General features: G+C 69.5%; 18 protein-coding genes and 1 pseudogene. 9 read left to right on the forward strand and 10 right to left on the reverse strand.

Translation table 11 applies throughout. The features are described 5' to 3' along the window. The first annotated feature begins 125 nt into the window (after positions 1 to 125). From AQI94_RS08880 to AQI94_RS45525, 5 genes and pseudogenes are all read left to right on the forward strand, one after another. Positions 126 to 1,991, forward strand: a complete 1,866-nt coding sequence (locus AQI94_RS08880) for an ABC transporter substrate-binding protein (RefSeq protein ID WP_031041871.1) — start codon at positions 126 to 128, stop codon at positions 1,989 to 1,991. Further along, positions 1,984 to 3,027 (forward strand): ABC transporter permease, encoded by a 1,044-nt coding sequence (locus AQI94_RS08885; protein ID WP_031041866.1) that lies wholly within the window; start codon positions 1,984 to 1,986, stop codon positions 3,025 to 3,027. Before AQI94_RS08880 ends, AQI94_RS08885 begins: the two co-directional genes overlap by 8 nt. After that, positions 3,024 to 3,932 (forward strand): ABC transporter permease, encoded by a 909-nt coding sequence (locus AQI94_RS08890; protein WP_031041862.1) that lies wholly within the window; start codon positions 3,024 to 3,026, stop codon positions 3,930 to 3,932. Before AQI94_RS08885 ends, AQI94_RS08890 begins: the two co-directional genes overlap by 4 nt. After that, positions 3,929 to 4,892: pseudogene (locus tag AQI94_RS45520) on the forward strand (ABC transporter ATP-binding protein); the annotation flags it as partial. The gene AQI94_RS08890 and the pseudogene AQI94_RS45520, both read left to right, overlap by 4 nt. Before the next feature lie 71 nt (positions 4,893 to 4,963). Then, the gene (locus AQI94_RS45525; protein ID WP_051832035.1) at positions 4,964 to 6,025 is read left to right on the forward strand and encodes an ABC transporter ATP-binding protein; all 1,062 of its coding nucleotides are present in this window, start codon (positions 4,964 to 4,966) and stop codon (positions 6,023 to 6,025) included. Here the strand turns inward: AQI94_RS45525 and AQI94_RS08905 are convergent. From AQI94_RS08905 to AQI94_RS08940, 8 genes are all read right to left on the reverse strand, one after another. Next, a complete protein-coding gene (locus AQI94_RS08905; protein ID WP_031041861.1) occupies positions 5,977 to 6,357 on the reverse strand; it encodes a VOC family protein in 381 nt (126 codons plus the stop codon). The two genes, AQI94_RS45525 and AQI94_RS08905, sit on opposite strands and share 49 nt — an antisense overlap. Positions 6,358 to 6,433: 76 nt before the next feature. After that, the gene (locus tag AQI94_RS08910) at positions 6,434 to 7,585 is read right to left on the reverse strand and encodes an ABC transporter ATP-binding protein (RefSeq protein WP_031041858.1); all 1,152 of its coding nucleotides are present in this window, start codon (positions 7,583 to 7,585) and stop codon (positions 6,434 to 6,436) included. Continuing rightward, complete coding sequence (locus AQI94_RS08915; protein WP_031041855.1) at positions 7,578 to 8,633, reverse strand: ABC transporter ATP-binding protein; 1,056 nt, start codon at positions 8,631 to 8,633, stop codon at positions 7,578 to 7,580. Before AQI94_RS08915 ends, AQI94_RS08910 begins: the two co-directional genes overlap by 8 nt. 11 nt (positions 8,634 to 8,644) lie before the next feature. Continuing rightward, on the reverse strand, positions 8,645 to 9,592 hold the full coding sequence (locus tag AQI94_RS08920) for an ABC transporter permease (protein ID WP_031041851.1): 948 nt from the start codon (positions 9,590 to 9,592) through the stop codon (positions 8,645 to 8,647). Continuing rightward, positions 9,585 to 10,517: an ABC transporter permease gene (locus tag AQI94_RS08925; RefSeq protein ID WP_031041848.1), complete on the reverse strand. Its 933-nt coding sequence runs from the start codon at positions 10,515 to 10,517 to the stop codon at positions 9,585 to 9,587. The genes AQI94_RS08920 and AQI94_RS08925 overlap by 8 nt, the downstream gene beginning before the upstream one ends. 150 nt (positions 10,518 to 10,667) lie before the next feature. Beyond that, positions 10,668 to 12,290, reverse strand: coding sequence for a peptide ABC transporter substrate-binding protein (locus tag AQI94_RS08930; RefSeq protein ID WP_031041845.1), 1,623 nt, complete (start codon positions 12,288 to 12,290; stop codon positions 10,668 to 10,670). Positions 12,291 to 12,951: 661 nt separating this feature from the next. Continuing rightward, complete coding sequence (gene typA, locus AQI94_RS08935) at positions 12,952 to 14,859, reverse strand: translational GTPase TypA (RefSeq protein ID WP_020119702.1); 1,908 nt, start codon at positions 14,857 to 14,859, stop codon at positions 12,952 to 12,954. A 129-nt stretch (positions 14,860 to 14,988) separates the two neighbouring features. Further along, on the reverse strand, positions 14,989 to 17,226 hold the full coding sequence (locus AQI94_RS08940; RefSeq protein ID WP_062229671.1) for an ABC transporter family substrate-binding protein: 2,238 nt from the start codon (positions 17,224 to 17,226) through the stop codon (positions 14,989 to 14,991). A 299-nt stretch (positions 17,227 to 17,525) separates the two neighbouring features. On the opposite strand from AQI94_RS08940, the gene AQI94_RS08945 reads away from it, so the two are divergent. From AQI94_RS08945 to AQI94_RS08960, 4 genes are read left to right on the forward strand one after another with little or no spacing between them, the layout of a single operon-like run. After that, positions 17,526 to 17,816, forward strand: a complete 291-nt coding sequence (locus AQI94_RS08945; protein WP_007384473.1) for a hypothetical protein — start codon at positions 17,526 to 17,528, stop codon at positions 17,814 to 17,816. Between the two features lie 18 nt (positions 17,817 to 17,834). Beyond that, positions 17,835 to 18,671 carry a hypothetical protein gene (locus tag AQI94_RS08950; RefSeq protein ID WP_031050931.1) on the forward strand — a complete coding sequence of 279 codons (837 nt, stop codon included), beginning with the start codon at positions 17,835 to 17,837 and terminating at the stop codon, positions 18,669 to 18,671. 17 nt (positions 18,672 to 18,688) lie between these two features. Next, positions 18,689 to 20,623 (forward strand): fumarate reductase/succinate dehydrogenase flavoprotein subunit, encoded by a 1,935-nt coding sequence (locus AQI94_RS08955; RefSeq protein ID WP_031050933.1) that lies wholly within the window; start codon positions 18,689 to 18,691, stop codon positions 20,621 to 20,623. Beyond that, positions 20,620 to 21,396 carry a succinate dehydrogenase/fumarate reductase iron-sulfur subunit gene (locus tag AQI94_RS08960; protein ID WP_031050936.1) on the forward strand — a complete coding sequence of 259 codons (777 nt, stop codon included), beginning with the start codon at positions 20,620 to 20,622 and terminating at the stop codon, positions 21,394 to 21,396. The genes AQI94_RS08955 and AQI94_RS08960 overlap by 4 nt, the downstream gene beginning before the upstream one ends. Here the strand turns inward: AQI94_RS08960 and AQI94_RS08965 are convergent. Both AQI94_RS08965 and AQI94_RS08970 read right to left on the reverse strand, forming a co-directional pair. After that, complete coding sequence (locus AQI94_RS08965; protein ID WP_031050939.1) at positions 21,371 to 22,351, reverse strand: phosphotransferase family protein; 981 nt, start codon at positions 22,349 to 22,351, stop codon at positions 21,371 to 21,373. The two genes, AQI94_RS08960 and AQI94_RS08965, sit on opposite strands and share 26 nt — an antisense overlap. Further along, a complete protein-coding gene (locus AQI94_RS08970; protein ID WP_051832484.1) occupies positions 22,348 to 23,502 on the reverse strand; it encodes a glycoside hydrolase family 18 protein in 1,155 nt (384 codons plus the stop codon). Before AQI94_RS08970 ends, AQI94_RS08965 begins: the two co-directional genes overlap by 4 nt. Between the last annotated feature and the right edge of the window lie 35 nt (positions 23,503 to 23,537).

A 23,537-nucleotide genomic window follows, 5' to 3' on the forward strand; every position in this document is an offset into this window, starting at 1 on the left:
CTCCGAGGTCTATTTCCGCAGGCCACAGGCCGTTCATGCGCCGTTGACGGACGCAGACCGGCGCTGATAGACACACTCATCAATTCCGCGGTCCCTGTGCGAGCGATGACGTGAGGTCACGACCCATGAGCACACAAGTCCACGGCAGGGGGCTCTCGGGCCCCACGAGATCACGACGTCGTATGCCGGCGACGGTCGCCGTCGGAGCCGCCCTGGTCCTGTCGGCCGCGACGGCGACGCCACTCGATCCGGCCCCCCGGCAGGCGGCCGCCGCGGACGGCGCCAAAGTCCTCACCGTCGCCGTGGCGCAGAGCGTGGACTCGCTGAGCCCGTTCCTGGCGAGCCGACTGCTCAGCACCAGCGTCCACCGGCTGATGTACGAGTACCTGACCAACTACGACCCCAAGGACAGCCGGGCCATCCCGGGCCTGGCCACCAAGTGGGAGTCGTCCCCGGACAAGCTGACCTGGGCCTACACGATCCGCTCGAACTCCAAGTGGTCCGACGGGCAGCAGGCCACCGCCGAGGACGCGGCCTGGACGTTCAACAAGATGATGACCGACGAGGGCGCCGCCACCGCCAACGGCAGCTTCGTCTCCAACTTCGAGAAGGTCACCGCGCCCAGCCCCACCGAACTGGTCGTCAGGCTGAAGAAGCCGCAGGCCACGATGACCGCCCTCGATGTACCGATCGTGCCCAAGCATGTCTGGGAGAAGGTCCGTGACTTCTCCAAGTTCAACAACGACAAGAGCTTCCCCGTCGTCGGGAACGGCCCGTTCGTCCTCACCGGGTACAAGGCCGACAGCTATGTCCGCCTGAAGGCCAACAAGAGCTTCTGGCGCGGGTCCCCCAAGTTCGACGAGCTGGTCTTCCGCTACTACAAGGACCAGGACGCGGCCGTCGCCGCCCTGCGCAAGGGCGAAGTCTCCTTCGTCGCCGGCTCGCCCTCGCTGACGCCCGCTCAGGCCTCCGCGCTGAAGAACGCGGACGACATCAAGGTCAACGACGCCCCCGGGCGCCGTTTCTACGCCCTCGCCACCAACCCCGGCGCGCGGGCGAGGAACGGCCAGAAATTCGGTGACGGCGACCCCTCCCTGCTGGACGAGCGGGTCCGGCACGCGCTGTTCATGGCGGTCGACCGCGAAACCATCATCGACAAGGTGTTCCAGGGCCACGCCGTCCAGGGCGAGGGCTACATCCCGCCGCGCTTCTCCCCGTACTTCTGGAAGCCGTCGGCAGGCCAGGAACTCGCCTACGACCCGGCGAAGGCCGCCCAGCTGCTCGATCAGGCCGGCTACCGGACGAACAGCGCGGGCAAGCGGCTCGGCAAGGACGGCAAGCCGATCTCCTACCGCGTCCTGTGCCACGCCACCGACCCCAACGACAAGGCGGTCGGCCAGTACCTCCAGGAGTGGTGGAGCAAGCTGGGCATCGGCGTGACCCTGGACTGCCTGGACAACGTCTCCGACCCGTGGCTCGCCGGCACCTACGACCTCGCCTTCGACGGCTGGTCCGTCAACCCCGACCCGGACTTCGTCCTGTCGATCCACACCTGCGCGGCCCTGCCCGCCACCCCGAAGGACGTCGGCGCCACCGACAACTTCATCTGCGACAAGCGGTACGACGAGCTGTACGCCCGCCAGCTCGCCGAATACGACCCGGTCAAGCGGGCAGCGATCGTCAAGCAGGCGGAGTCGCGGCTCTACGACCTCGGGTACATGAACGTCATGGCCTACCCCAACGCCGTCGAGGCCTACCGCACCGACCAGATCAAGTCGATCCAGACCATGCCCAGCGCCGCGGGCAACATCTACGGCCAGGACGGCTACTGGAGCTGGTGGTCGGCGGTACCGGCGGACTCGGGCGGTTCCTCCGACAGCTCCTCCTCGACCGGTGTCGTCATCGGCGGGATCGTGGCGGCGGTGGTCCTGGTGGGTGCCGGGGTGTTCTTCGTGATGCGGCGCCGGGCCGGCGCCGACGACCGTGAGTAGCGTCCAGCAGGCGGTCGTCCCGGCCCCCGCCGCAGCGGCACCCCGCCGTACGGCCAAGGGGTGGGCCTATCTGCGCTACGGCGCGGGCAAGGTGGGCGGTGCCGTGATCTCGCTGCTCGCCGTGCTCGTGACCGGCTTCTTCCTGTTCCGGCTGATCCCCGGCGACCCGGTCAAGACCATGACCGGCGGACGTCCGGTGTCCGCCGGGCAACTGGCCGCCTACCGGCGGGAGTTCGGGCTCGACCTGCCGATGTGGCAGCAGTTCACCGACTACTGCGGCAAAGCGCTCACGGGAGACCTCGGCACCTCGTACCAGTTCCGCGCCCCGGTTCTCGACAAGATCGCCGAGGCGCTGCCGAACACGCTGCTGCTGACCGGCACGGCGTTCGTCCTCTACACCGCACTGGGCATCGTCCTCGGTACCCGCGCGGCCTGGCGTCACGACCGGCTCGGGGACCGGCTCAGCACCGGCCTGGCCCTGACCCTCTACTCCGTCCCGTCCTTCTGGCTGGGCCTGCTGCTCATCATCGTGTTCTCGGTGGGGGTCGGCCCGATCCCCGGGCTGTTCCCGACCGGCGGCATGGAGTCCGGCGGCGAGGAGGGATTCGCCTACGTCCTCGACGTCGCCCACCATCTGGTCCTGCCGGTGATCACCCTGGTCGCCGTCGAGTACGGCCAGACCCTGCTGGTCACCCGTTCGGCGCTGCTCGACGAGATGGCGAGCGACTACCTGACGACCGCCCGTGCCAAGGGGCTCAGGGACGACCTGGTCCGGCGTCGGCACGCCGTGCCGAACGCACTGCTGCCCACCGTGACCCTGATCTTCGTCAACCTCGGGCGGACGGTCGCCGGCGTCATCCTCGTCGAGACCGTGTTCTCCTGGCCGGGTCTGGGCGGACTGTTCTACCAGGCGCTCAGCGTGCCCGACCTGCCGCTGGTGCAGGGACTGTTCTTCGTCTTCGCCACGGCGGTGATCGTGATGAACACGCTGGCCGACCTGGTCTACCCGCTGCTCGACCCGAGGGTGGGCCGATGACGACCACCACGCCTCCCGGCCCGCGCGCGCTCGCCTGGCGGCGCCGGGGACACTCGGCCGCCCGCTTCTGGAAGCAGTACCGCACCCGTCGCGCGGGAGTCCTCGGCCTGGCCGTGCTCGTCCTGTTCGGGTTGATCGCGCTCACCGCGCCGCTGACCGTCGGATCCGACGTGCAGAGCGTGACCGAGGCGCCGGGACAGCCGCTGGAGAGCCCGAGCGGACAGTTCCCGCTGGGCACCGACCGGTTCGGGCGCGGTCTGCTCGGCCTGCTGATCTGGGGGGCGCGGGTCTCGCTGCTCGTCGGGCTCCTCGCGGCCGTGCTGTCGGTGTCGATCGGGGCCGTCATCGGCATCACGGCCGGACACTTCCGGGGCCGGTACGCCACGGTGATGATGCGCGTCACGGACTGGTTCCTGGTCATGCCGACGCTGGTGCTCGCGATCGCCCTCGCCACCGTGATGTCCCGTTCCCTCGGCACGATCATTCTGGCCATCGGTGTCACCACCTGGCCGACCACGGCCCGGCTGGTGCGGGCGCAGACGCTGGCCGTGGAGTCACGGCCGTACATCGAACGGGCGAAGGCGCTCGGCGGCGGCCACTGGCACATCATGAGCCGCCATGTGCTGCCGAACGTGATGCCGCTGGTGCTGGCGCAGACCACCCTGGTGATCTCCTCCGCGATCCTCGCCGAGGCGACACTGGCCTTCCTCGGGCTGGGCGATCCGACGGTCATCTCCTGGGGCGGGCTGCTTCAGGATGCCCGGGAGGCGGGTGCGGTGAGCTCGGGGGACTGGTGGTACCTGGTGCCGCCGGGCATCGCGATCGCGGTCGTGGCGCTGGCGTTCACGCTGTGCGGGCGTGCGGTGGAAGCTGTCCTCAACCCGAGGCTGGGAGTGGCGCGTTGAGCCTGCTGGACGTCCGGAACCTGGAAGTGACCTACGCCGACGGGTCGGCCGCGGTGCGCGGGGTCGACGTGTCGCTGGAGGCGGGCGGGAAGCTCGGCATCGCGGGCGAGTCCGGCTGCGGCAAGTCGACCCTGGCGCTCGCGCTGCTGCGGCTGCTCCCGGCCGGAACCCGGGTGGGCGGCGAGATCCTGCTGGACGGCGAGGACGTCCTCGCCATGAAGTGGGGCCGGGTGCGTGCGGTCCGCTGGGCCGGGGCCTCCATCGTGTTCCAGGGTGCGATGCACTCGCTGAACGCCGTGCACCGGGTCGGCGACCAGATCGCCGAGCCGATCCTGCTGCACCGGAAGGCGACCGCGGCCGGGGCCAGGACGAGGGCCGGTGAACTCCTGGAGCAGGTGGGGCTCCCCGCGGCCCATGCGAGGGCGTATCCGCACGAACTCTCGGGCGGCCAGCGCCAGCGCGTGATGATCGCCATGGCCCTGGCGTGCGACCCCCGCCTGATCATCGCCGACGAGCCGACCACCGCGCTCGACGTGATGATCCAGGCCCAGATCCTGAGGCTCATCGCAGGACTGGTCACCGAGCAGGACCTGGCCCTCGTCATGATCAGCCACGACCTCTCCGTCCTCGCCGACACCTGCGACCGGCTGGCCGTCATGTACGCGGGGCGGATCGTCGAGGAAGGGCCCGCCCGGCAGGTCTTCGACGACTCCCGGCATCCCTACGGCAAGGCGCTGTCGGGGGCGTTCCCCCGCATCGGCGACCCGGCGTCCCGGTTCGCGCCGCGCGGACTGCCCGGCGACCCGCCGGACCCGGCCGCGGTACCGACCGGCTGCGCCTTCCATCCGCGCTGCCCGGTCGCGCTGGAATCCTGCTCGGTGGACGATCAGAGGCTGCGGGAGGCGGGTGCGGGACGGCGGGCGGCCTGCGTGCACGTGCCGGAGGCGGCAGCCAGTCCTTCGGCGGTGCCGGAACCCGAAGCGTCACCTCACCCGGGTCCGGGCGCCGGCACGGACGGCGCCGGCATCCCGGTGCCGGGGCCGGCCCCGTCCTCGGACGCGACCGGCGCCCTCGGCAAGCCGGCGTCCGCGCCGCCTCCGCTGCTGAGTGCCGAGGGCCTGCACGTGAGTTTTCCCGGCCGGCACGGCGGGGACACCGCCCGGGCCGTCGACGGGGTCGACCTCGACCTCCGGGCGGGTGAGATCGTCGCCCTGGTCGGCGAGTCCGGCTGCGGCAAGACGACCCTGGCCCGCTCGCTGCTGGGGCTGCTCCCGCCGACCGCGGGACGCGTCACCTTCGACGGCCGCCCGCTCGACTACTCGTCCGGCGCCCTCAGGACGTACCGCAAACGTGTCCAGCTGGTCCTCCAGGACCCGTCCGGCTCACTGAACCCGCGCCACACGGTGTACGACGCGGTGGCGGAGGGCCTGCGGATCCACCGGTACGGCGGCGACGAGCGAGCGGCGGTGGCCGAGGCCCTGTCCCGGGCCGGTCTGCGGCCCGCGGAGCGCTTCTTCCAGCGCTACCCGCACGAGCTGTCCGGCGGCCAGCGCCAACGGGTCGTCATCGCGGGCGCGTTGGTCCTCGAACCGAAGCTGCTCGTCGCCGACGAGCCGGTGGCCTCGCTGGACGCCTCGGTGCGCGGCGAGATCCTCGCCCTGCTGCTCCGCCTGCGCGACGAGCTCGACCTGTCCGCCCTGGTGGTCACTCACGACCTGGGGCTGGCGTGGAACATCGCCGACCGGGTCGCGGTGATGTACCTGGGCCGGATCGTGGAGACCGGCTCGGTCGAGCAGGTGCTGTCGGCGCCCCGGCACCCGTACACCCAGGCCCTGTTGTCGGTCCTGCCGGACGCACCGGGCGAGCCCGTCGTGCTCGCGGGCGAGCCCCCGGACCCGTCCCGCATCTCCGCCGGCTGCCGTTTCCATGCCCGCTGCCCGGTCCTGGCGAGCGGCGAGGCCGAGCGCGCGGGCGTCGCGGACGCCTGCCTCACCCGGGACCCGGAGATTCTCGGCGGCGGCGGCGAGGAACAGGCCGCCTGCCACTACGCGGCGACCAGCTCCACCTCGAACCCGTCCGAATTGATCAGGTAGGCCGCGTAGTGGTCCGGCCCGCCCGCGTACGGGTACCGCTCGGGGAACAGCGGTTGCCATCCCCGCGCGGGCGCGGCTTGTGCCAGCGCGTCCACCTCGGCCCGTGAACCGGCGTGGAACGCTAGGTGGTTGAGGCCGGGCCGCATCCGGTCGTGCCGGTCACCGCTCAGCGCCTCGGACCGCTCCACGACGACGTACGTCTCGCCGCGGCGCCAGCTCCTGCCCCGCTCCCACTCCTGGTACGGCGCCCAGCCGAGGCGTTCGAACAACCAGCCCCATTCCGCGACCGCACGGGGCAGGTCAGGCACCCACAGTTCGACGTGATGCAGCATCTGCTCCCCCGGACGACTCCGCGAACGCCGGTTCCCGGCACCCCCGCGGGGCACCGGGAACCACACCGATCGGGTACTACGCCGCGTGCACGACGTCCTTCTCCTCGGCGAAGTGGCAGGCGGACTCGTGCGCCGCCGGGGTGTCCACACCCTGGAACCGCTGGGGAACCGCCAGCAGCGGCGTCTCCTCGGCGCACTTGTCCTGCGCCTTCCAGCAGCGGGTGCGGAACCGGCAGCCCGAGGGCGGGTTGGCCGGCGAGGGCACGTCACCGGTCAGGATGATCCGCTCGCGGTGCTCACGGGCGTCCGGGTCCGGCACGGGCACCGCGGAGAGCAGCGCCTGGGTGTAGGGGTGCGTCGGGTGGTCGTAGATCTGCTCGTCGGTGCCGATCTCCGCCATCTTGCCGAGGTACATCACGCCCACACGGTCCGAGATGTGCCGGACGATCGACAGGTCGTGCGCGATGAAGATGTAGGAGAGGTTGAACTCGTCCTGCAGTCGTTCCATCAGGTTGATGACCTGTGCCTGGACGGAGACGTCCAGGGCCGAGACCGGCTCGTCGCAGATGATGACCTCCGGGTTGAGCGCGAGGCCGCGGGCGATGCCGATGCGCTGGCGCTGACCGCCGGAGAACTGGTGCGGATAGCGGTTGATGTACTCGGGGTTCAGGCCCACGACGTCCAGGAGCTCCTGGACCTTGCGGCGCCGGTCACCCTTCGGGGCCACCTCCGGGTGGATGTCGAAGGGCTCCCCGATGATGTCACCCACCGTCATACGGGGGTTGAGCGAGGTGTACGGGTCCTGGAACACCATCTGGATGTTGCGGCGCACGGCCTTCATGGCGCGACCGGACAGCTTGGTGATGTCCTGGCCCTTGTAGAAGATCTCGCCCGCGGTGGCCCGCTCCAGGTTCATCAGCAGCTTGGCGACGGTCGACTTGCCGCAGCCGGACTCGCCCACGATGCCCAGGGTCTCGCCCTGGTACAGGTCGAAGGAGATGCCGTCGACCGCCTTGACCGCGCCGACCTGCCGCTTGAAGAGGATGCCCAGGGTCAGCGGGAAGTGCTTCACCAGGTTGCGCACCTGCAGGATCGGCTCACCGCGCTCGACGGGCGCCTCGATCGCGGCGACCGCCTCCGACTCGGAGTGGGCGTCCACGACCTCCACCTCGGAGACGTTGGGGGCGGCGGCGTCCTGCGGCTCTTCGATCTTGCCGGGGTCAGCCATCGATCGTCTCCTTCCGGAAGTGGCAAGCTGACGCGCGGCCGACCAGTTCGGTGCCGTCCTGCGCGGTGATCCCGAGCAGCGCCGGGACCTCGGTACGGCAGACGTCCTCGGCCCTCGGGCAGCGCGGGTTGAAGGCGCAACCGTCCGGAACGTGCAGCAGGTTGGGCGGCAGACCCTTGATCGCGTACAGCTCCTGGCCCTTCTGGTCCAGGCGCGGGATCGAGTCCAGCAGACCACGGGTGTACGGGTGCGCCGGGCGCTTGTACAGCTCGTGGACCGGGGCCCGCTCCACGATCCGGCCCGCGTACATCACGGCGATCTTGTCCGCGACGTCGGCGACCACACCCAGGTCGTGGGTGATCAGGATCAGACCCATGTTGTACTCGCGCTGGAGCTCCGCGAGCAGGTCCATGACCTGGGCCTGGACCGTCACGTCGAGGGCCGTGGTGGGCTCGTCGGCGATGATCAGGTCGGGCTCCAGCGCCAGCGCCATGGCGATCATGATGCGCTGGCGCATACCGCCGGAGAACTGGTGCGGGTAGTCGCTGATCCGGGCCGCGGCTGCCGGGATCTTCACCCGGTCCATCAGCTCGATCGCCTTGGCCTTGGCGTCCTTCTTGGACAGGCCCTGGTGGACGCGGAACATCTCGCCGAGCTGGTAGCCGACACTGAGCACCGGGTTGAGCGAGCTGAGCGCGTCCTGGAAGATCATGGCGATCCGGCGGCCGCGGATCTTGCGGCGCTCCTCGGCGGACATCTTCAGCATGTCCTGGCCGCGGAAGAGGATCTCGCCCTGCGGGATCGTCGCCGGGGGCATGTCGAGAATGCCCATGATCGCCTGCGCGGTCACGGACTTGCCGGAGCCGGACTCGCCGAGCACGGCGAGCGTCTCGCCCGCGCTGACGCTGTAGTTGACGCCGTTGACGGCCCGTACGACACCCTCGCGGGTGCGGAACTCGACGTGCAGGTCACGCACTTCGAGCAGCGGGCCGCCGTTGTCCTCGCCGTCACGCGGCGAGGGCACGAAGGCTTCTTCGATGATGGTCACGTACGCCTCCCTCAGCGCGTCTTCGGGTCAAGGGCGTTGCGGACCGCTTCGCCGAGCATGATGAATGCCAGCACCGTCAGGGTGAGCATGATCGACGGATAGAGCATGATCCACTGCGCCACCCGGATCTGGTTGCCGCCGTCGGAGATGTCGTTGCCCCAGGAGACGCCGTTGAGACCGAGGCCCAGGAAGGACAGGGTCGCCTCGGAGCCGATGTAGACGCCGAGCGAGATGGTCGCGACGACGATCACCGGGGCCAGGGTGTTCGGCAGGATGTGCCGGAACAGGATGCGCGGAGTGCTCGCGCCCAGCGCCTTGGCGGCCTGCACGTAGTCCGACTGCTTGGTGGTGATCACCGCACCGCGCATGACACGGGCCAGCTGGGTCCAGCCGAAGAAACCGAGGGCGCCGATGACGACCCAGGCGGTGCGCTCCGGGAAGGAGTTGAGGACGACCATCGTGCCGAGCAGGAACGGGATGCCGAAGAACACGTCGACCAGGCGCGACAGGACGGAGTCGACCAGACCGCCGAAGTAGCCGGCGATCATGCCGACCAGACCGCCCACGATGGTCACCAGGAGCGTGGTGCCGAAGCCGACGGCTATGGAGGCCCGGGCGCCGTAGATGAGCCGTGCGTAGACGCTGCGGCCCTGCTGGTCGTAGCCCAGCCACTCGGCCGAGAAGACCTTGCCGAGCTGCGGCTTCTGCAGATAGTGCTTGGACAGATCGCCGTAGGCCGGGTTGGCACTGGTGAACCAGCCCGGGAAGAAGGTGATCGTCAGCAGCAGCAGGATCAGCACCGCGGAGATGATGAAGATCTTGTTGCGGCGCAGGTCCTGCCAGGCGTCGCCCCACAGGCTGCGGGTCTTCTCGGACTTGACGACCTGCAGGGCCGGGGCGGCCACGTCCACGGCGTCCGGGGCGGCGACGGAGGTGTCGGATTTGGTCATGTCAGGCATAGCGAATCCTCGGGTCAAGGACCGCGTAGAGCAGGTCGACAAGGAGGCTGGCGACAAGGTAGACGAGGACGAGGATGGTCACCAGCCCGACGAGGGTGGTGCCTTCGCGGCGGACGATCGACTGGTAGATCGTGCCACCGATGCCCTGGATGTTGAAGATGCCCTCGGTGACGACGGCACCGCCGAGCAGCGCGCCGATGTCGGTGCCCAGGTAGGTGACCACGGGGATCATCGAGTTGCGCATCAGGTGGACGCTCACCACCCGGCGGCGGGGCAGGCCCTTGGCGACAGCCGTACGGACGTAGTCCGCGCGCATGTTCTCCGCGATCGAGGTGCGGGTCAGCCGGGACACATAGGCGAGTGACGCGGTGGCCAGCACCACGGCCGGCATCAGCAACTGCCCGTAGTTCGACGGGTCGTTGACGTTCGGTTCGAGCCACTGCAGTTCGTCGGCGAAGATCCACTTGAGGATGAAGCCGAGGACGAACACCGGGACCGAGATCAGCAGCAGCGTGATCAGCAGGACCGTGGTGTCGGCGGCGCGTCCGGCACGCAGGCCGGCGAAGACGCCGAGGCCGATGCCGATGACGAGCTCGATGGCGAAGGCGAAGCTGCCCAGCCGCAGGGTGACCGGGAACGCGTCGGCGAGCACATCGGTGACGGGACGGCCGCTGGCGATCTGCGTGCCGAAGTCGAAGTGAAGGACGATGCCCTTCATGTAGTCCCAGTACTGCACGAGGATCGGCTGGTCGAGCCCGTACTGGTGCCGGAGCGCGGCGATCACCTGTGGGCTGCCGCCCTTGTCGCCGAAGAGCCCGCGCACGGGGTCACCGGGCAGGGCGTAGACCATGAGGAAGATAAGCAGGGTCGTCCCGATGAAGACCGGGACCATCTGGAGCAGTCGTCGTGCGACATAGCGCCCCATCGTGCCTCCATAAAAGGGTCACAGCGGCAACAGGCAGGCCCTCTCCTCGCGCACCACTCGGTGACACACGTGGAAAGGGCCCCCCGGCCGCTGCCGTTGCTGACCGGGGCGCGGGCGTGCACGCCCCGGTCGGCAACGAGCTGTCAGCGGTTACTTTTTGACCTGGACGCCGGTCAGGATCGGGTCTCCGTCCTGGGCGAACTTCACGCCCGAGACCTTCTCCGAGTAGCCCGCGTTGACCTTGTAGTACCAGAGCGGAATGCTCGGCATGTAGTTCGGGAGCTGCTTCTCGATCTCCTGGTACTTCTTCACCGACTCGTCCAGCGTGGCGGCGCCGTCGGCGGCGGCGATCTCGCTGTCGATCGTCTTGTTGGAGAAGCCGCTCTGGTTGCCGTCCGACTTCGATCCGAACAGGTCACGGATGAAGTTGGCGTTCATCGGGAAGTCCAGCACCCAGCCCGAGCGGTACAGGGACTTGACCTCGTGGGCGTCACGGGCCTGGAGGTCGGCCTGGAAGTCGGCCTTCGCGTCGCCGGCGCACTTCACACCGGTGGCGTTGGTGATGGAGTTGCAGACCGCCTCCACCCACTCCTTGTGGCCACCATCGGTGTTGTACTGGATGGTGATGGAGTTGCCGGGAACGCCGCCACCCTCCTTGATGAGCGCCTTGGCCTTGGCCGGGTCGTACTTGGTGACGTCACCCGCGGCGTTGGGCTGGAAGCCGAGAACGCCCTTGGCGACCCAGCCGGTGGCGGGCTCACGGGTGCCCTGGAGCACGGTCTTGGTGATGGTGTCGCGGTCGATCGCCATCGACAGACCCTGGATGACCTTCGGGTCGATGTCCTTCCACTGCTTCGAGTAGAAGGCCGGGGCGATGGTCTGGATCGCGGAGTACGGCTGGTCGACCGCGCGGTCGCCGAGGTCCTGCTTGTAGACCGGCAGGTCCTTCGGGGCGACCTGGGTGATGACGTCGAGGTTCCCGGACTTCAGGTCCTCGTAGGCCGTCTCGGGGGTGGAGTAGTTCTTGAAGACCACGCCACCGTTCTTCGCCGCGTTCGAGCCCTCGTAGCCGGCGTACTTCTTGACCGTGATGGCCTTCTTGTGGTCCCAGCTGACGAACTGGTAGGGACCGTTGCCCACGGGCTTCTGGCCGGCGGCGGCCGGGTCCTTGTAGAAGGACTCGGGCAGCGGCGAGAAGACCTCGTAGCCGAGCTTGTAGACGAAGTAGGGGATCGCCTTCGACAGCGTGATGGTGAAGGTGCTGTCGTCGACGACCTTCAGGCCGGAGAGCTCGGTGGCCTTGGACTTGCCCGACGCGGGGGCGACCTGGTCGTAACCCGCGATGTCCGAGAACCAGAAGCTGTTGGTCTGCTTGTTGGCGGGGTTCGCGGCCCAGTTCCAGGCCTTGACGTAGGACTCGGCTGTGACCGGGGTGCCGTCGTGGAACTTCCACCCGGACTTGAGCTTGACCGTGTAGGTCTTGCTGTCCTTGGTGTCGACGGACTGGGCGTTCATCATGACGATCTTGCCGCTGCTGTCGTAGTCCACCAGGCCGGTGAACAGCGACTTGATCACGATGCTGCCGTAGGACTCCATGGTGTTGGCCGGCTGCAGCGGGTTCTGCGGCTCACCGGACTCGACCGTGAACGTGCCGTTCGGGTCGACCGCTGCCTTGCTGTCACTGCCGCTGTCGTCGCCACCACCGCAGGCGGTAACTCCCAGTGCCACAACCGCGGCTATCGCGACCCACTTGGCACTCTTCGCACCGCGCATGGGTTCCTCCTCAAGAATCCATTGGTTCACTGCAAAGGGCTGCACTCGACCAACGCCGTTATCGGCGCCTGAAAATGATCGTGCCCCCAGCGCTCGCAGGCCTGCGCCGCCTTTCAGCGCGCGTCCCGGCCATCCGAGCTCTACGCGCCTAACTATCTGCCATGAGACGAAGCTGAACCACACCGTCGAGGTCTCGGTTCGATCACACCTCGCGCTCACATCTTCCAAAATCCGGACAAAGGGATAGAGGAAAGATTCCTGCGAAACGGACTTGTTACACATCTACCGGTGTCGAGTGTCCGCATTCCGGACGTCACGGCGGGAAAAATGACTTGCGGTGACGTCGGCCGCCATATAAGGGGCCTACTCAGCGTGTTCGCCCGGGCGGGACGCGGCCAACAGACTGTCCGTCAGGGCCGTTCGCCGGCGAACAGAGGCGACTGCACTTGTCCGCGCGCGGGGTGACGCACTCCGGAGGCTAGTACCGATCGTCCCCCGCAGGGCCGGGCTGCGCCGGACCAAAGGGTTATCCCTATGTCCTTGCTGAGTAAAAACTTCCTTCACCTGGCGTCCCGTTCACAAGTGCCGGAACGCCCGAGGAGCCAGGCTCCGCCTCCGGATGCCTGGCTCCTCTGTCGCCTCGTCGCCCGACGGCGTCGGGTCAGCCGTGCTTGGCGCGGCTCGCGGCGCGGGCGCGCTCGCGGGCGTCCAGGTTGACCTTGCGGATGCGGACCGCCTCCGGGGTCACCTCGACGCACTCGTCGTCGCGGCAGAACTCCAGGGACTGCTCCAGGGAGAGCTTGCGCGGCGGGACGATCGCCTCGAACGAGTCGGCCGAGGACGACCGCATGTTCGTGAGCTTCTTCTCCTTGGTGATGTTCACGTCCATGTCGTCGGCGCGCGAGTTCTCACCGACGATCATGCCCTCGTAGACCTCGGTGCCCGGGTCCACGAACAGCACGCCGCGCTCCTGGAGGTTCGTCATCGCGAAGGCGGTGACGGCACCGGAGCGGTCGGCGACCAGCGAGCCGTTGTTACGGGTCTGCAGGGTGCCGAACCAGGGCTCGAAGCCCTCGTGGATGGAGTGCCCGATACCGGTGCCGCGGGTCTGGGTCAGGAACTCCGTGCGGAAGCCGATCAGACCGCGCGAGGGCACCACGAACTCCATGCGCACCCAGCCGGAGCCGTGGTTCGACATGTTGTCCATACGGCCCTTGCGGACACCCATGAGCTGCGTGACCGCGCCCATGTGCTCCTCGGGCACGTCGATGGTCATGCGCTCGACGGGCTCGTACACCTTGCCGTCGACTTCCTTGGTGACCACCTGCGGCTTGCCGATGGTGAGCTCGAAGCCCTCCCGGCGCATGGTCTCGACCAGGATGGCGAGCGCGAGCTCACCACGGCCCTGGACCTCCCAGGCGTCGGGGCGCTCGGTGTCCAGGACGCGCAGCGAGACGTTACCGATCAGCTCGCGGTCCAGGCGGTCCTTGACCTGACGGGCGGTCACCTTGCGGTCCTTGACGGCCGCCTTGGCGTCGGCGCCCTTGCCGGTGCCGCCGCGACCGACCAGCGGCGAGGTGTTCGTCCCGATGGTCATGGAGATCGCCGGCTCGTCGACCGTGATCAGCGGGAGCGGGATCGGGTTCTCGGGGTCGGCGAGGGTCTCGCCGATCATGATGTCCGGGATACCGGCGACCGCGCAGATGTCACCCGGGCCGGCCTTCTCGGCGGGCTTGCGGGTGAGCGCCTCGGTCATCAGCAGCTCGGTGATGCGCACGTTGGACATGGTGCCGTCGCGCTTGATCCAGGTGACGGTCTGGCCCTTGCGCAGCTCGCCCTGCTCGACGCGGAGCAGCGCGATACGGCCGAGGAAGTTGTCGGCGTCCAGGTTGGTGACGTGCGCCTGGAGCGGGGCCGTCTCGTCGTACTCCGGAGCCGGGACGTGCGAGAGGATCGTGGAGAAGAAGGGCTCCAGGCTGTCGCTGTCGGCCGGGACCGTGCCGTCCTCCGGCTTGGTCAGCGAGGCCACACCGTCACGCGCGCAGGCGTAGACGATGGGGAACTCGATCTGGTCCTCGTCGGCGTCGAGGTCGAGGAAGAGGTCGTACGCCTCGTTGACGACCTCGTCGATGCGCGAGTCGGGGCGGTCCGTCTTGTTGATGCAGAGGATGACGGGCAGCCGGGCCTGCAGTGCCTTGCGCAGCACGAAGCGGGTCTGGGGCAGCGGGCCCTCGGAGGCGTCGACGAGCAGCACCACCGCGTCCACCATCGACAGACCGCGCTCGACCTCGCCGCCGAAGTCGGCGTGGCCCGGGGTGTCGATGATGTTGATGGTGACGACCTCGCCGCCATCCTTCGGGTGGTACTTCACGGCCGTGTTCTTGGCCAGGATCGTGATGCCCTTCTCACGCTCCAGGTCGTTCGAGTCCATCATGCGGTCGTCGAGCGATTCGGCGGCGTGCGCGGCGAAGGCACCGGCCTGCTTCAGCATGGCGTCGACGAGGGTCGTCTTGCCGTGGTCGACGTGGGCGACGATGGCGACGTTGCGGATGTCGTGGCGCGTGGCCATATTGCGGCGTACTCCCAGAGTGGTGAGAAGGCCCTGCTGCGTACGTCCGTGTGACGCGGGCCTGCCGGGCTTGACACGCCACGGCCTCACCCCATCGTACGTTGCCTCCCGGGCCGGGGCTCGCCGGGCTCAGTGCCCGGTGGGGTCGGCCGACGGCTTCGCGCCCTTTTTCAGGAAGCCCATGTCCTCGTAGACCGGCGTCTGGAATCCGAAGGAACCGGCGTTCACCACGTCCTTCTTCACGGCCGTCAGCTGCGGCCGCTGGTACAGCGGGATGGACCCGGCGGCGGCCCAGATCCGGGCGTCCGCCTTGCGGATCAGGCTCCGGCTCTTCCCCGCGTCGAGCGTGCCGAGGGCCTGGTCGAAGAGCTGGTCCACCTGGTCCGTGCCGACCCGGGTGTAGTTCTGCTCGACGTTCAGCGACCCGTCCGCGGCCGGCACCGGCTTGGCGAAGATCGGGCGCGCGTCGGTGGCGGGGAAGGCGGACGCGGGCCAGGAGTACAGCGCGAGGTCGTACTGCCCGGACGCGATGTGGTCCTTGAAGTAGCTCTCGTCGGAGACCTTGGAGATCTCGGTCCGGATACCGACCTTCTCCAGCATCGAGGAGATCCTCCCGGCCACCGCGCGCAGCGTCTGGGACCCCGGGCCGGAGGGGAGCACGAAGCGCAGGGCGAGCGCCTTGCCGTCCTTGGCCAGCGCCTTCTTCGCCGCGTCCGCCGGAGCCGCGGTGCCCTTGGGGGCGTACGCCCCCGGCGCGCCGCCCTGCTTGAGCTTGTTCGCGTACTGCTTGCCGTCCTGGGCGAGATGGCGCGGGCCGTCCCCGCTCCCGCGGTGGTCCTTGGGGTCCTGGCCGTCGCCCTTGTCGTCCTCGCCGACGGTGTACGACCCGTCGTCCCCCTCCCCGTCCTCGCCCGCGGAGTCCCGGGCGGCCTTCTTGCCCTCGGTCCCCGCCGCCTTCTCGCCCTTCTTCTTCTCCTTCTCGACCGGCCCGCCCGGCACCCAGCCGGCGTCCGCGAGCAGCGCCCGGGCCTCCTTGGCGTCCTGGCCGCCGAGCGCGCCGCTGTTGTCGGCGTAGGCGTCCTGGCCGGAGAGCGCGAGGTGGCTGCCGACGGGCACGGCGGGCAGCCCGAGCGGGGAGAGGACGACCCCGGCCAGCGCCTTGCGGTCGAGGGCGCGGGCCACGGCCCGGCGCACCCGCTCGTCGGCGAGCGGACCCGAGGCGCCGTTGAGGGCGAGCTGGGTGTAGGCGGGCTCCAGGGACCTGCGGATCTCGAAGCCCTTCAGGGCCGCCTGCTCACGCTCGTAGGCGACGAGGGCCCTGCGCTTCTTCTGCCGGGCGCTGAGCTCGTCGTCGGCGGCCTCCTCGTCGTCGCCGTGGGCGAGGGCCCAGGAACGCAGCGCGTCGGCGGCCTCCAGGTTGCTGCCGGAGCGGTGGGCGGGCCGTCCGCCCGGGCCCGCGACCGGGCTCGCGCCGGAGGTCGCTCCGGCGCGGGCGGCGAGGCTGATGCGGCCGAGGGCCTCGGGGTCGACCTCGGCGAGCTCGATCGTGCCGGCGGCCAGCGCGGTGGCCCGCTTGTCGCGCGGTACCGCGCGCAGCACGATCTCGTTCAGCTTGGCGGGGTGGCCCCACCAGCGCGGATTGCGCACAAGGGTGATCTCGTCGTCCTTGCGGTCGACCTTCTTCACCTGGAAGGGACCGGCGGTGACCTTGAGCTTCTTGCGGGCGGAGTCGTTGAAGGAGTCCGGGGTGCCCATGACGTCCTTCGGGTACAGCGGCGAGAACAGCGAGCGCCAGTCGGCGTACGGCCGCGCGAAGGTGACCTTGACCTCCAGGTCGTTGTCCCCGCGCTCGATCTTCTCGATGCGCTCGTAGCCGGCGTTGCGGGCGGTCCAGTACGCGGAGTCCTTGCCGGACAGGGCGCGCCACTGGGCGGCGAAGTCGGCGGCGCCGATCTCCCGGCCGTCGCTCCACACGGCCTGCTGGTTCAGCTTGTACAGCACGACCTGCTTCGGCCCGGTCTCGACGACCTTGGCCGACTCCAGGTAGGCGGGGTCGACCTGCGGCCGCCCGTTGGCGTCGAGCCGGTACATCGAGGGCAGGACCGCCTGGGCGACGGTGGTGGTGGTCGCGTCGGCGTCCGCCTGGAAGGTGTTCAGGGTCTCCGGGACGGTGTCCACGGCCCAGTGCAGGGTGCCGCCGTCGGCCACCTGGTCGCGGGCGACGGGCGCGATGTCCTGCTCCGCGAGCGGCTTGCTCGACTTGTCCTCGGAACTGCACCCGGAGAGCGCGGTCACCGCGAGCGCGCCCGCGGTGAGGAAGACGACCGAGCGCGTGACCGCGCGCAGTGCGACGCCGTTGTGGGACATCTCTGCTTACCTCCGGGAGCCGCGGGCGTTATGATCACTTTTGGCGGTATATGGAGCTGATCACATCTATTGCGGCCACTGAAGAGGAAAGGGTTCGGCAACGGACGGCGACACGGCGACAACGACCGGGAAGCCCACCCGTGCGGCGCAATCGACGGCGCACGAGGGGCGCGCACGGAGGCACACGATCCGCCAATCCATGCACGTCCCTTCACACCGGTAGGTGTGACGCGCAACACTCGCAGGCGCATGACCGTTCCCGTCCAGGGCATCCCCGCCCACGGAAGTGAGGTCACGTCATGTCCGTGAACGACGAACTGGCAGCGGCCCAGCGCTCGCTCGACGAGGTGCTCAGGTATGTCAAGCGCCTGGAGCAGCAGCTGGGCAGCGGCGGTCTGGAGATGCGCCGTGTGCGGATCGACGCCGACCGCCTGCGCGAGAGCCTCGCACTGCTGAGGGAGACCGACCCGGCGCTCGCCAAGGCCCGCCGCCCGGATCTCGTCTCCATCTCCGACACCCCGTACGACAACACCCTGTGGACGGACTCGGACGACGAGGGACTCGGCGCCCGCGACCGCCGAGCCCCCTGACCCGACCGGAGTCAAGCGTTGGCCACTGGTACGGAACCCCCCGACACCGAATCCCATACCGTGAGCGGCGGCGTACGCACCGGTACGCGCGCCGCGATCGACGCCCCGCACCTGCGCACCGACCGCTGGTGGCTGGCGCCCGCCGCCACGGCCGCGGGGCTGCTCGCCTTCATCGTGTACTCGACCTGGCGGGCCTTCGCCGACACGGACTACTACGCGGCGCCGTACGTCTCGCCGTTCTACTCGCCCTGCCTGGCCGAGCGCTGCGCGCCCATGCGCCACGGCCCCAACTGGGAGCTCTTCGGCAGCTGGTGGGGTATCTCCCCCGCGATCATCATCCTGATCTTCCCGCTCGGCTTCCGGCTGACCTGCTACTACTACCGCAAGGCCTACTACCGGGGCTTCTGGGCGTCCCCGCCGGCCTGCGCGGTGGCCGAGCCGCACAAGAAGTACACCGGTGAGACCCGCTTCCCGCTGATCCTGCAGAACATCCACCGGTACTTCTTCTACGCCGCGATCGTGGTCGCCGGCATCCTGACCTACGACACCGTGCTCTCCTTCCGCAACGAGAAGTACGAGTGGGGCCACATGGGCCTCGGCACCCTGGTGTTCCTGGTCAACATCGTGCTGATCTGGGCTTACACGATCTCGTGCCACTCCTGCCGGCACATCGTCGGCGGCAAGCTCCGGCACTTCTCCAAGCACCCCGTGCGCTACAGGGCGTGGCAGTTCGTCGGGAAGCTCAACGCCCGGCACATGCAGCTCGCCTGGGCGTCGCTGGTGAGCGTGGCACTCGCCGATTTCTACGTCTTCCTGGTCGCCTCCGGCGCTTTCGATGATCCGCGCTTCTTCTAGATTGAAGGTGCCTTCTGATGTCCGTGGTCGACCGGCAGGAATGGGACGTCGTCGTGGTCGGCGCCGGAGGGGCCGGTCTCAGGGCCGCCATCGAGGCCCGCGAGCGCGGTGCCCGTACGGCGGTGATCTGCAAGTCGCTGTTCGGCAAGGCGCACACCGTGATGGCCGAGGGCGGGATCGCGGCCAGCATGGGCAACGCCAACGCGCACGACAACTGGCAGGTCCACTTCCGCGACACCATGCGCGGCGGGAAGTTCCTCAACCAGTGGCGCATGGCCGAACTGCACGCCCAGGAGGCCCCGGACCGGGTCTGGGAGCTGGAGACCTGGGGCGCCCTGTTCGACCGCACCAAGGACGGCCGGATCTCCCAGCGCAACTTCGGCGGCCATGAGTACCCGCGCCTCGCCCACGTCGGCGACCGCACGGGCCTGGAACTGATCCGCACCCTCCAGCAGAAGATCGTCTCGCTCCAGCAGGAGGACAAGAAGGAGACCGGCGACTACGAGTCCCGCCTGAAGATCTACCAGGAGTGCACGGTCACCCGGGTCCTGAAAGACGGCTCCCGCGTCTCCGGTGTCTTCGCCTACGACCGTGAGACCGGCCGTTTCTTCGTCCTCGAAGCCCCGGCCGTGGTGATCGCGACCGGTGGCATCGGCAAGTCCTTCAAGGTGACGTCGAACTCGTGGGAGTACACGGGCGACGGGCACGCGCTGGCGCTGCTCGCGGGCGCTCCGCTGCTGAACATGGAGTTCGTGCAGTTCCACCCGACCGGCATGGTCTGGCCCCCATCGGTGAAGGGCATCCTCGTCACCGAGTCGGTCCGCGGCGACGGCGGGGTGCTCAGGAACTCCGAGGGCAAGCGGTTCATGTTCGAGTACATCCCCGACGTCTTCAAGGAGAAGTACGCCCAGTCGGAGGAGGAGGGCGACCGCTGGTACGAGGACCCGGACAACAACCGGCGTCCCCCCGAGCTGCTCCCCCGCGACGAGGTGGCCCGCGCGATCAACTCCGAGGTGAAGGCCGGCCGGGGTTCCCCGCACGGCGGGGTCTTCCTCGACGTCTCGACACGGATGCCCGCCGAGGTCATCCGGCGCCGGCTCCCCTCGATGTACCACCAGTTCAAGGAGCTGGCGGACGTCGACATCACGGCCGAGCCGATGGAGGTCGGGCCGACCTGTCACTACGTGATGGGCGGGATCGCGGTCGAGTCGGACACGGCGGCGGCACGCGGGGTGCCGGGGCTGTTCGCGGCCGGTGAGGTCGCGGGCGGGATGCACGGCTCGAACCGGCTCGGCGGCAACTCCCTGTCCGACCTGCTGGTGTTCGGGCGCCGGGCGGGCTGGCACGCGGCGGAGCACGCGACCGCGCTCGCGGCGGCACGTCCGCCGGTGGACGAGGCCCAGGTGGACGCGGCGGCGGCCGAGGCGCTCCGGCCGTTCTCGGCGGAGGGCGCCGAGCCCGCCGTAGGACCTCCTGAGAACCCCTACACCCTCCACCAGGAACTCCAGCAGGCGATGAACGACCTGGTCGGCATCATCCGCCGGGAGGGCGAGATGGAGCAGGCCCTGGAGAAGCTCGCGGATCTCCGGGTACGGGCCCGGCGGGCCGGGGTCGAGGGGCACCGGCAGTTCAACCCGGGCTGGCACCTCGCGCTGGACCTCAGGAACATGCTGCTGGTCAGCGAGTGCGTGGCACGGGCCGCGCTGGAGCGGACCGAGTCGCGCGGCGGGCACACCCGCGAGGACCATCCGGCGATGGACCGCAAGTGGCGCAACGTCAACCTGCTGTGCCAACTGACCGACCCGACGGGCGGGTTGGCGGCCACGGACCCGGTCCGGGGGCAGATCGACCTCACCCGTGAGACCACCGACCCCATCCGCGCCGACCTGCTCGCCCTCTTCGACAAGGAGGAGCTGGTCAAGTACCTCGCCGAAGAGGAGCTGTACGAATGAGCGGCTACACGGCCCACTTCAAGGTGTGGCGCGGTGATGTGAAGGGCGGCGACCTGGAGGACTTCAAGGTCGAGGTCAACGACGGCGAGGTGGTCCTGGACATCATCCACCGCCTCCAGGCCACCCAGGCGCCCGACCTCGCCGTCCGCTGGAACTGCAAGGCGGGCAAGTGCGGTTCGTGCTCGGCGGAGATCAACGGGCGGCCGCGGCTGATGTGCATGACCCGCATGTCGGTGTTCACCCAGGAGGAGACGATCACCGTCACTCCGCTGCGGGCCTTCCCGGTGGTGCGGGACCTGGTCACGAACGTCGGCTTCAACTACCAGAAGGCGCGCGAGGTCCCGGCGTTCGTGCCACCGGCCGGTCTCGGTCCCGGCGAGTACCGGATGATGCAGGAGGACGTGGACCGCTCGCAGGAGTTCCGCAAGTGCATCGAGTGCTTCCTGTGCCAGGACACCTGCCATGTGGTCCGTGACCACGAGGAGAACAAGCCCGCCTTCGCGGGCCCGCGCTTCCTCATGCGGGTGGCGGAGCTGGACATGCACCCGCTGGACGCGGCCGAGGAGTCCGGCCTGGACCGCAAGAAGACGGCCCAGGACGAGCACGGGCTCGGCTACTGCAACATCACCAAGTGCTGCACGGAGGTCTGCCCCGAGGGCATCAAGATCACGGACAACGCGCTGATCCCCCTGAAGGAGAGGGCCGTCGACCGCAAGTACGACCCGCTGGTGTGGCTGGGCTCGAAGATCAGGAGGCGCTCCTCAGCAGAGTGAGCACCTCCCCGAGGTTGTGCTCGGCGATCTCCCGCATCCCCTCCGGGTGCGGGAAGTCGCCCTCCACGAGACGCAGGGGGCCCGCGACGAGGGAGAGGTGCATCGCGAGGCGGTAGAGACGGAGGCGGTCCTCGTCCAGCTCCCGGGCCGGGGCCCGCAGGACGTCGTAGCGCTCCTGGAAGCGGATCCGCAGGAAGACGTGCTCCCACTCGACGTCGAAGTACATCAGCCCTTCCACGTCGATCAGCGCGGGCCGCCCCCGGTCGTCCAACAGGACATGGTCGGGGCCGAGTTCGCCGTGGATGAGGGAGTGCCGGTCGCGGGGCCGTACCGCCGCGTCGAGCCGCCGCAGGCTCTCCTCCAGGTCCTCGCGCACCCCTGCGATCCGTTCGTCCCGCAGGGCGGCCTCCCCGATGTCCCGCAGGGCGCCCTCGGTGACGCGCCGGGACGCCGAACTCCCGTACGAGGTACCCCCGTTGTCGACGAGCCCGACCTTGCCGAAGGCGGGTCCCTGCTGCGCGTGCAGGGTCGCCAGTTCGCCGGCGAGCTGCTCCAGCGCGGCGCGCCCCGCCACCGGGTCCCGCTCCAGGGCGTCCTCCAGGCTGCCGCCCCGCAGGTCCTCGACGACCACGGCGTCCCTTTCGGCGTCGGCGTGCAGCAGGCGCGGGGTCCGGACCCCGGCGGCCACGAGCCGGTCGTGGGCCGCGGTGAACACGCCGCGGCTGGTGCCGGCGGAGAAGGGGTCGCGGAGGTCGGAGGGTCCGGCGTCCCAGTAGTCCTCGTCCGGTGACCAGACGTAGGCGACGACGGTCGTGTCGTCGTCGAGGAGCAGCCGGTAGACACCCTTCTTGGTCCCGCCGCGGAGACGGGTGACGCCTTTGAGGGCGCGGCCGGTCGCGGCGCGGGCGAGGGGGGCGAGGTCGTCGCGGGTGAGGTGTCTGCGGGTGCTGGTCATTCGGCCGATCGTGGCAGTGCGGTGGGCCGGACCGCAGGTGCTTTTCCGGCGACCCAGTCCCTCTCGTACGCCCTCCAGTCCGCCTCCGTCGCCGCGAAGTCGACGTACAGCGCCACCCCGAAGCAGGCCCGGTCCGCGTCCGTGCGGGAGAGCCCCAGGCGGACGCCTCGCACCGCGCCGGGGACGGTCTCGGCGAAGGCCCAGTGGTCGAAGTTGTTCTCGCGGTAGAAGGGCAGGCCCATCAGCAGGTCGGTGGACTCGGGCGTGACCTCCAGGGCCAGTGAGGTCTGCTGGGCGACATAGCCGCCGTAGAGGCTCTCCAGCGGTGTGCCGGTGTCGTACGACATCACCGCGATCTGGTCGACCCGGCGCGCGACCTGGCCGAAGTATGCCTGCGACCACCACTTGTGGTGCCCGGCGAGTGTCCCCGTGACGGAGTGCAGCGCGGGCAGCGGGTCGATCTGGTGGGCGGCGACCGAGAGGGGCACGCCATGGGCGCGGGTGACCTGGTGGAGGGTGTCGAGGAGGTCGAGGTAGTGCTCGTCCCCGGAGTGCAGGGGCTCCAGGTCGAAGTGGGCTCCGTCGAACCCGGCGGCGAGGATCTGCCGGGTGGACCGCACGACGGCGGCTCGGGTGTCCGGCTCGGCGAGGCGCATGCCGTCCGGGCTCTCGGTGGCGAGCTTGTCACCGAGCCAGGCCTGGACGCGGATGCCGGGGGCCGCCCTGTGCACGGCGCCGATCAGCCAGGCCGCCTTCGGATACGCCGAGGCCGGCAGCGTTCCGTCGTGCTCCAGGGGTCCGGCGTGGACGTACAGGTCCCGGATCCCGGTGCCGGCCAGGCGCCGGGCGAAGGCGGTGACGTCGGCGTCGGTCCTGCGGCCGTCCACCCAGGCGTGACCGAGCCAGATCGCGTCCTTGCCACGGGTGTGGGTGCCGTCGGCCGGGGAGCCGGCGTAGTTGAGGCGGAGGGCGACGGCCACGGTCAGGAGGGGGACGAGGACGACGAGCGCGAGCCCGAGAGCACCCCGGCGGATCCAGCGGCGGCGTCCCGGCTTCGACGCCGGTGCCTTCTTCTCCTTCTCCGCCTCGCCTTCCCCGACCCCGTTCCCGTCCCCGTCCCCGTCGGTCCGCCCGTCCTGCGCCGGTGACATCGCTCCCCCGTCCGTTCGTCGTACCCCCGCCCGTC

Source organism: Streptomyces pseudovenezuelae (assembly GCF_001513955.1).
In the GTDB taxonomy this organism is placed as follows: Bacteria; Actinomycetota; Actinomycetes; order Streptomycetales; family Streptomycetaceae; genus Streptomyces; species Streptomyces pseudovenezuelae.

Bases quoted from the DNA above. Each gene is read 5' to 3' on its own strand.
- AQI94_RS08880 (WP_031041871.1), top strand. From the start codon at position 126: ATGAGCACACAAGTCCACGGCAGGGGGCTCTCGGGCCCCACGAGATCA.
- AQI94_RS08890 (WP_031041862.1), top strand. From the start codon at position 3,024: ATGACGACCACCACGCCTCCCGGCCCGCGCGCGCTCGCCTGGCGGCGC.
- AQI94_RS08905 (WP_031041861.1), bottom strand. From the start codon at position 6,357: ATGCTGCATCACGTCGAACTGTGGGTGCCTGACCTGCCCCGTGCGGTC.
- AQI94_RS08910 (WP_031041858.1), bottom strand. From the start codon at position 7,585: ATGGCTGACCCCGGCAAGATCGAAGAGCCGCAGGACGCCGCCGCCCCC.
- AQI94_RS08920 (WP_031041851.1), bottom strand. From the start codon at position 9,592: ATGCCTGACATGACCAAATCCGACACCTCCGTCGCCGCCCCGGACGCC.
- AQI94_RS08925 (WP_031041848.1), bottom strand. From the start codon at position 10,517: ATGGGGCGCTATGTCGCACGACGACTGCTCCAGATGGTCCCGGTCTTC.
- AQI94_RS08930 (WP_031041845.1), bottom strand. From the start codon at position 12,290: ATGCGCGGTGCGAAGAGTGCCAAGTGGGTCGCGATAGCCGCGGTTGTG.
- typA (WP_020119702.1), bottom strand. From the start codon at position 14,859: ATGGCCACGCGCCACGACATCCGCAACGTCGCCATCGTCGCCCACGTC.
- AQI94_RS08940 (WP_062229671.1), bottom strand. From the start codon at position 17,226: ATGTCCCACAACGGCGTCGCACTGCGCGCGGTCACGCGCTCGGTCGTC.
- AQI94_RS08945 (WP_007384473.1), top strand. From the start codon at position 17,526: ATGTCCGTGAACGACGAACTGGCAGCGGCCCAGCGCTCGCTCGACGAG.
- AQI94_RS08955 (WP_031050933.1), top strand. From the start codon at position 18,689: ATGTCCGTGGTCGACCGGCAGGAATGGGACGTCGTCGTGGTCGGCGCC.
- AQI94_RS08960 (WP_031050936.1), top strand. From the start codon at position 20,620: ATGAGCGGCTACACGGCCCACTTCAAGGTGTGGCGCGGTGATGTGAAG.
- AQI94_RS08965 (WP_031050939.1), bottom strand. From the start codon at position 22,351: ATGACCAGCACCCGCAGACACCTCACCCGCGACGACCTCGCCCCCCTC.
- AQI94_RS08970 (WP_051832484.1), bottom strand. From the start codon at position 23,502: ATGTCACCGGCGCAGGACGGGCGGACCGACGGGGACGGGGACGGGAAC.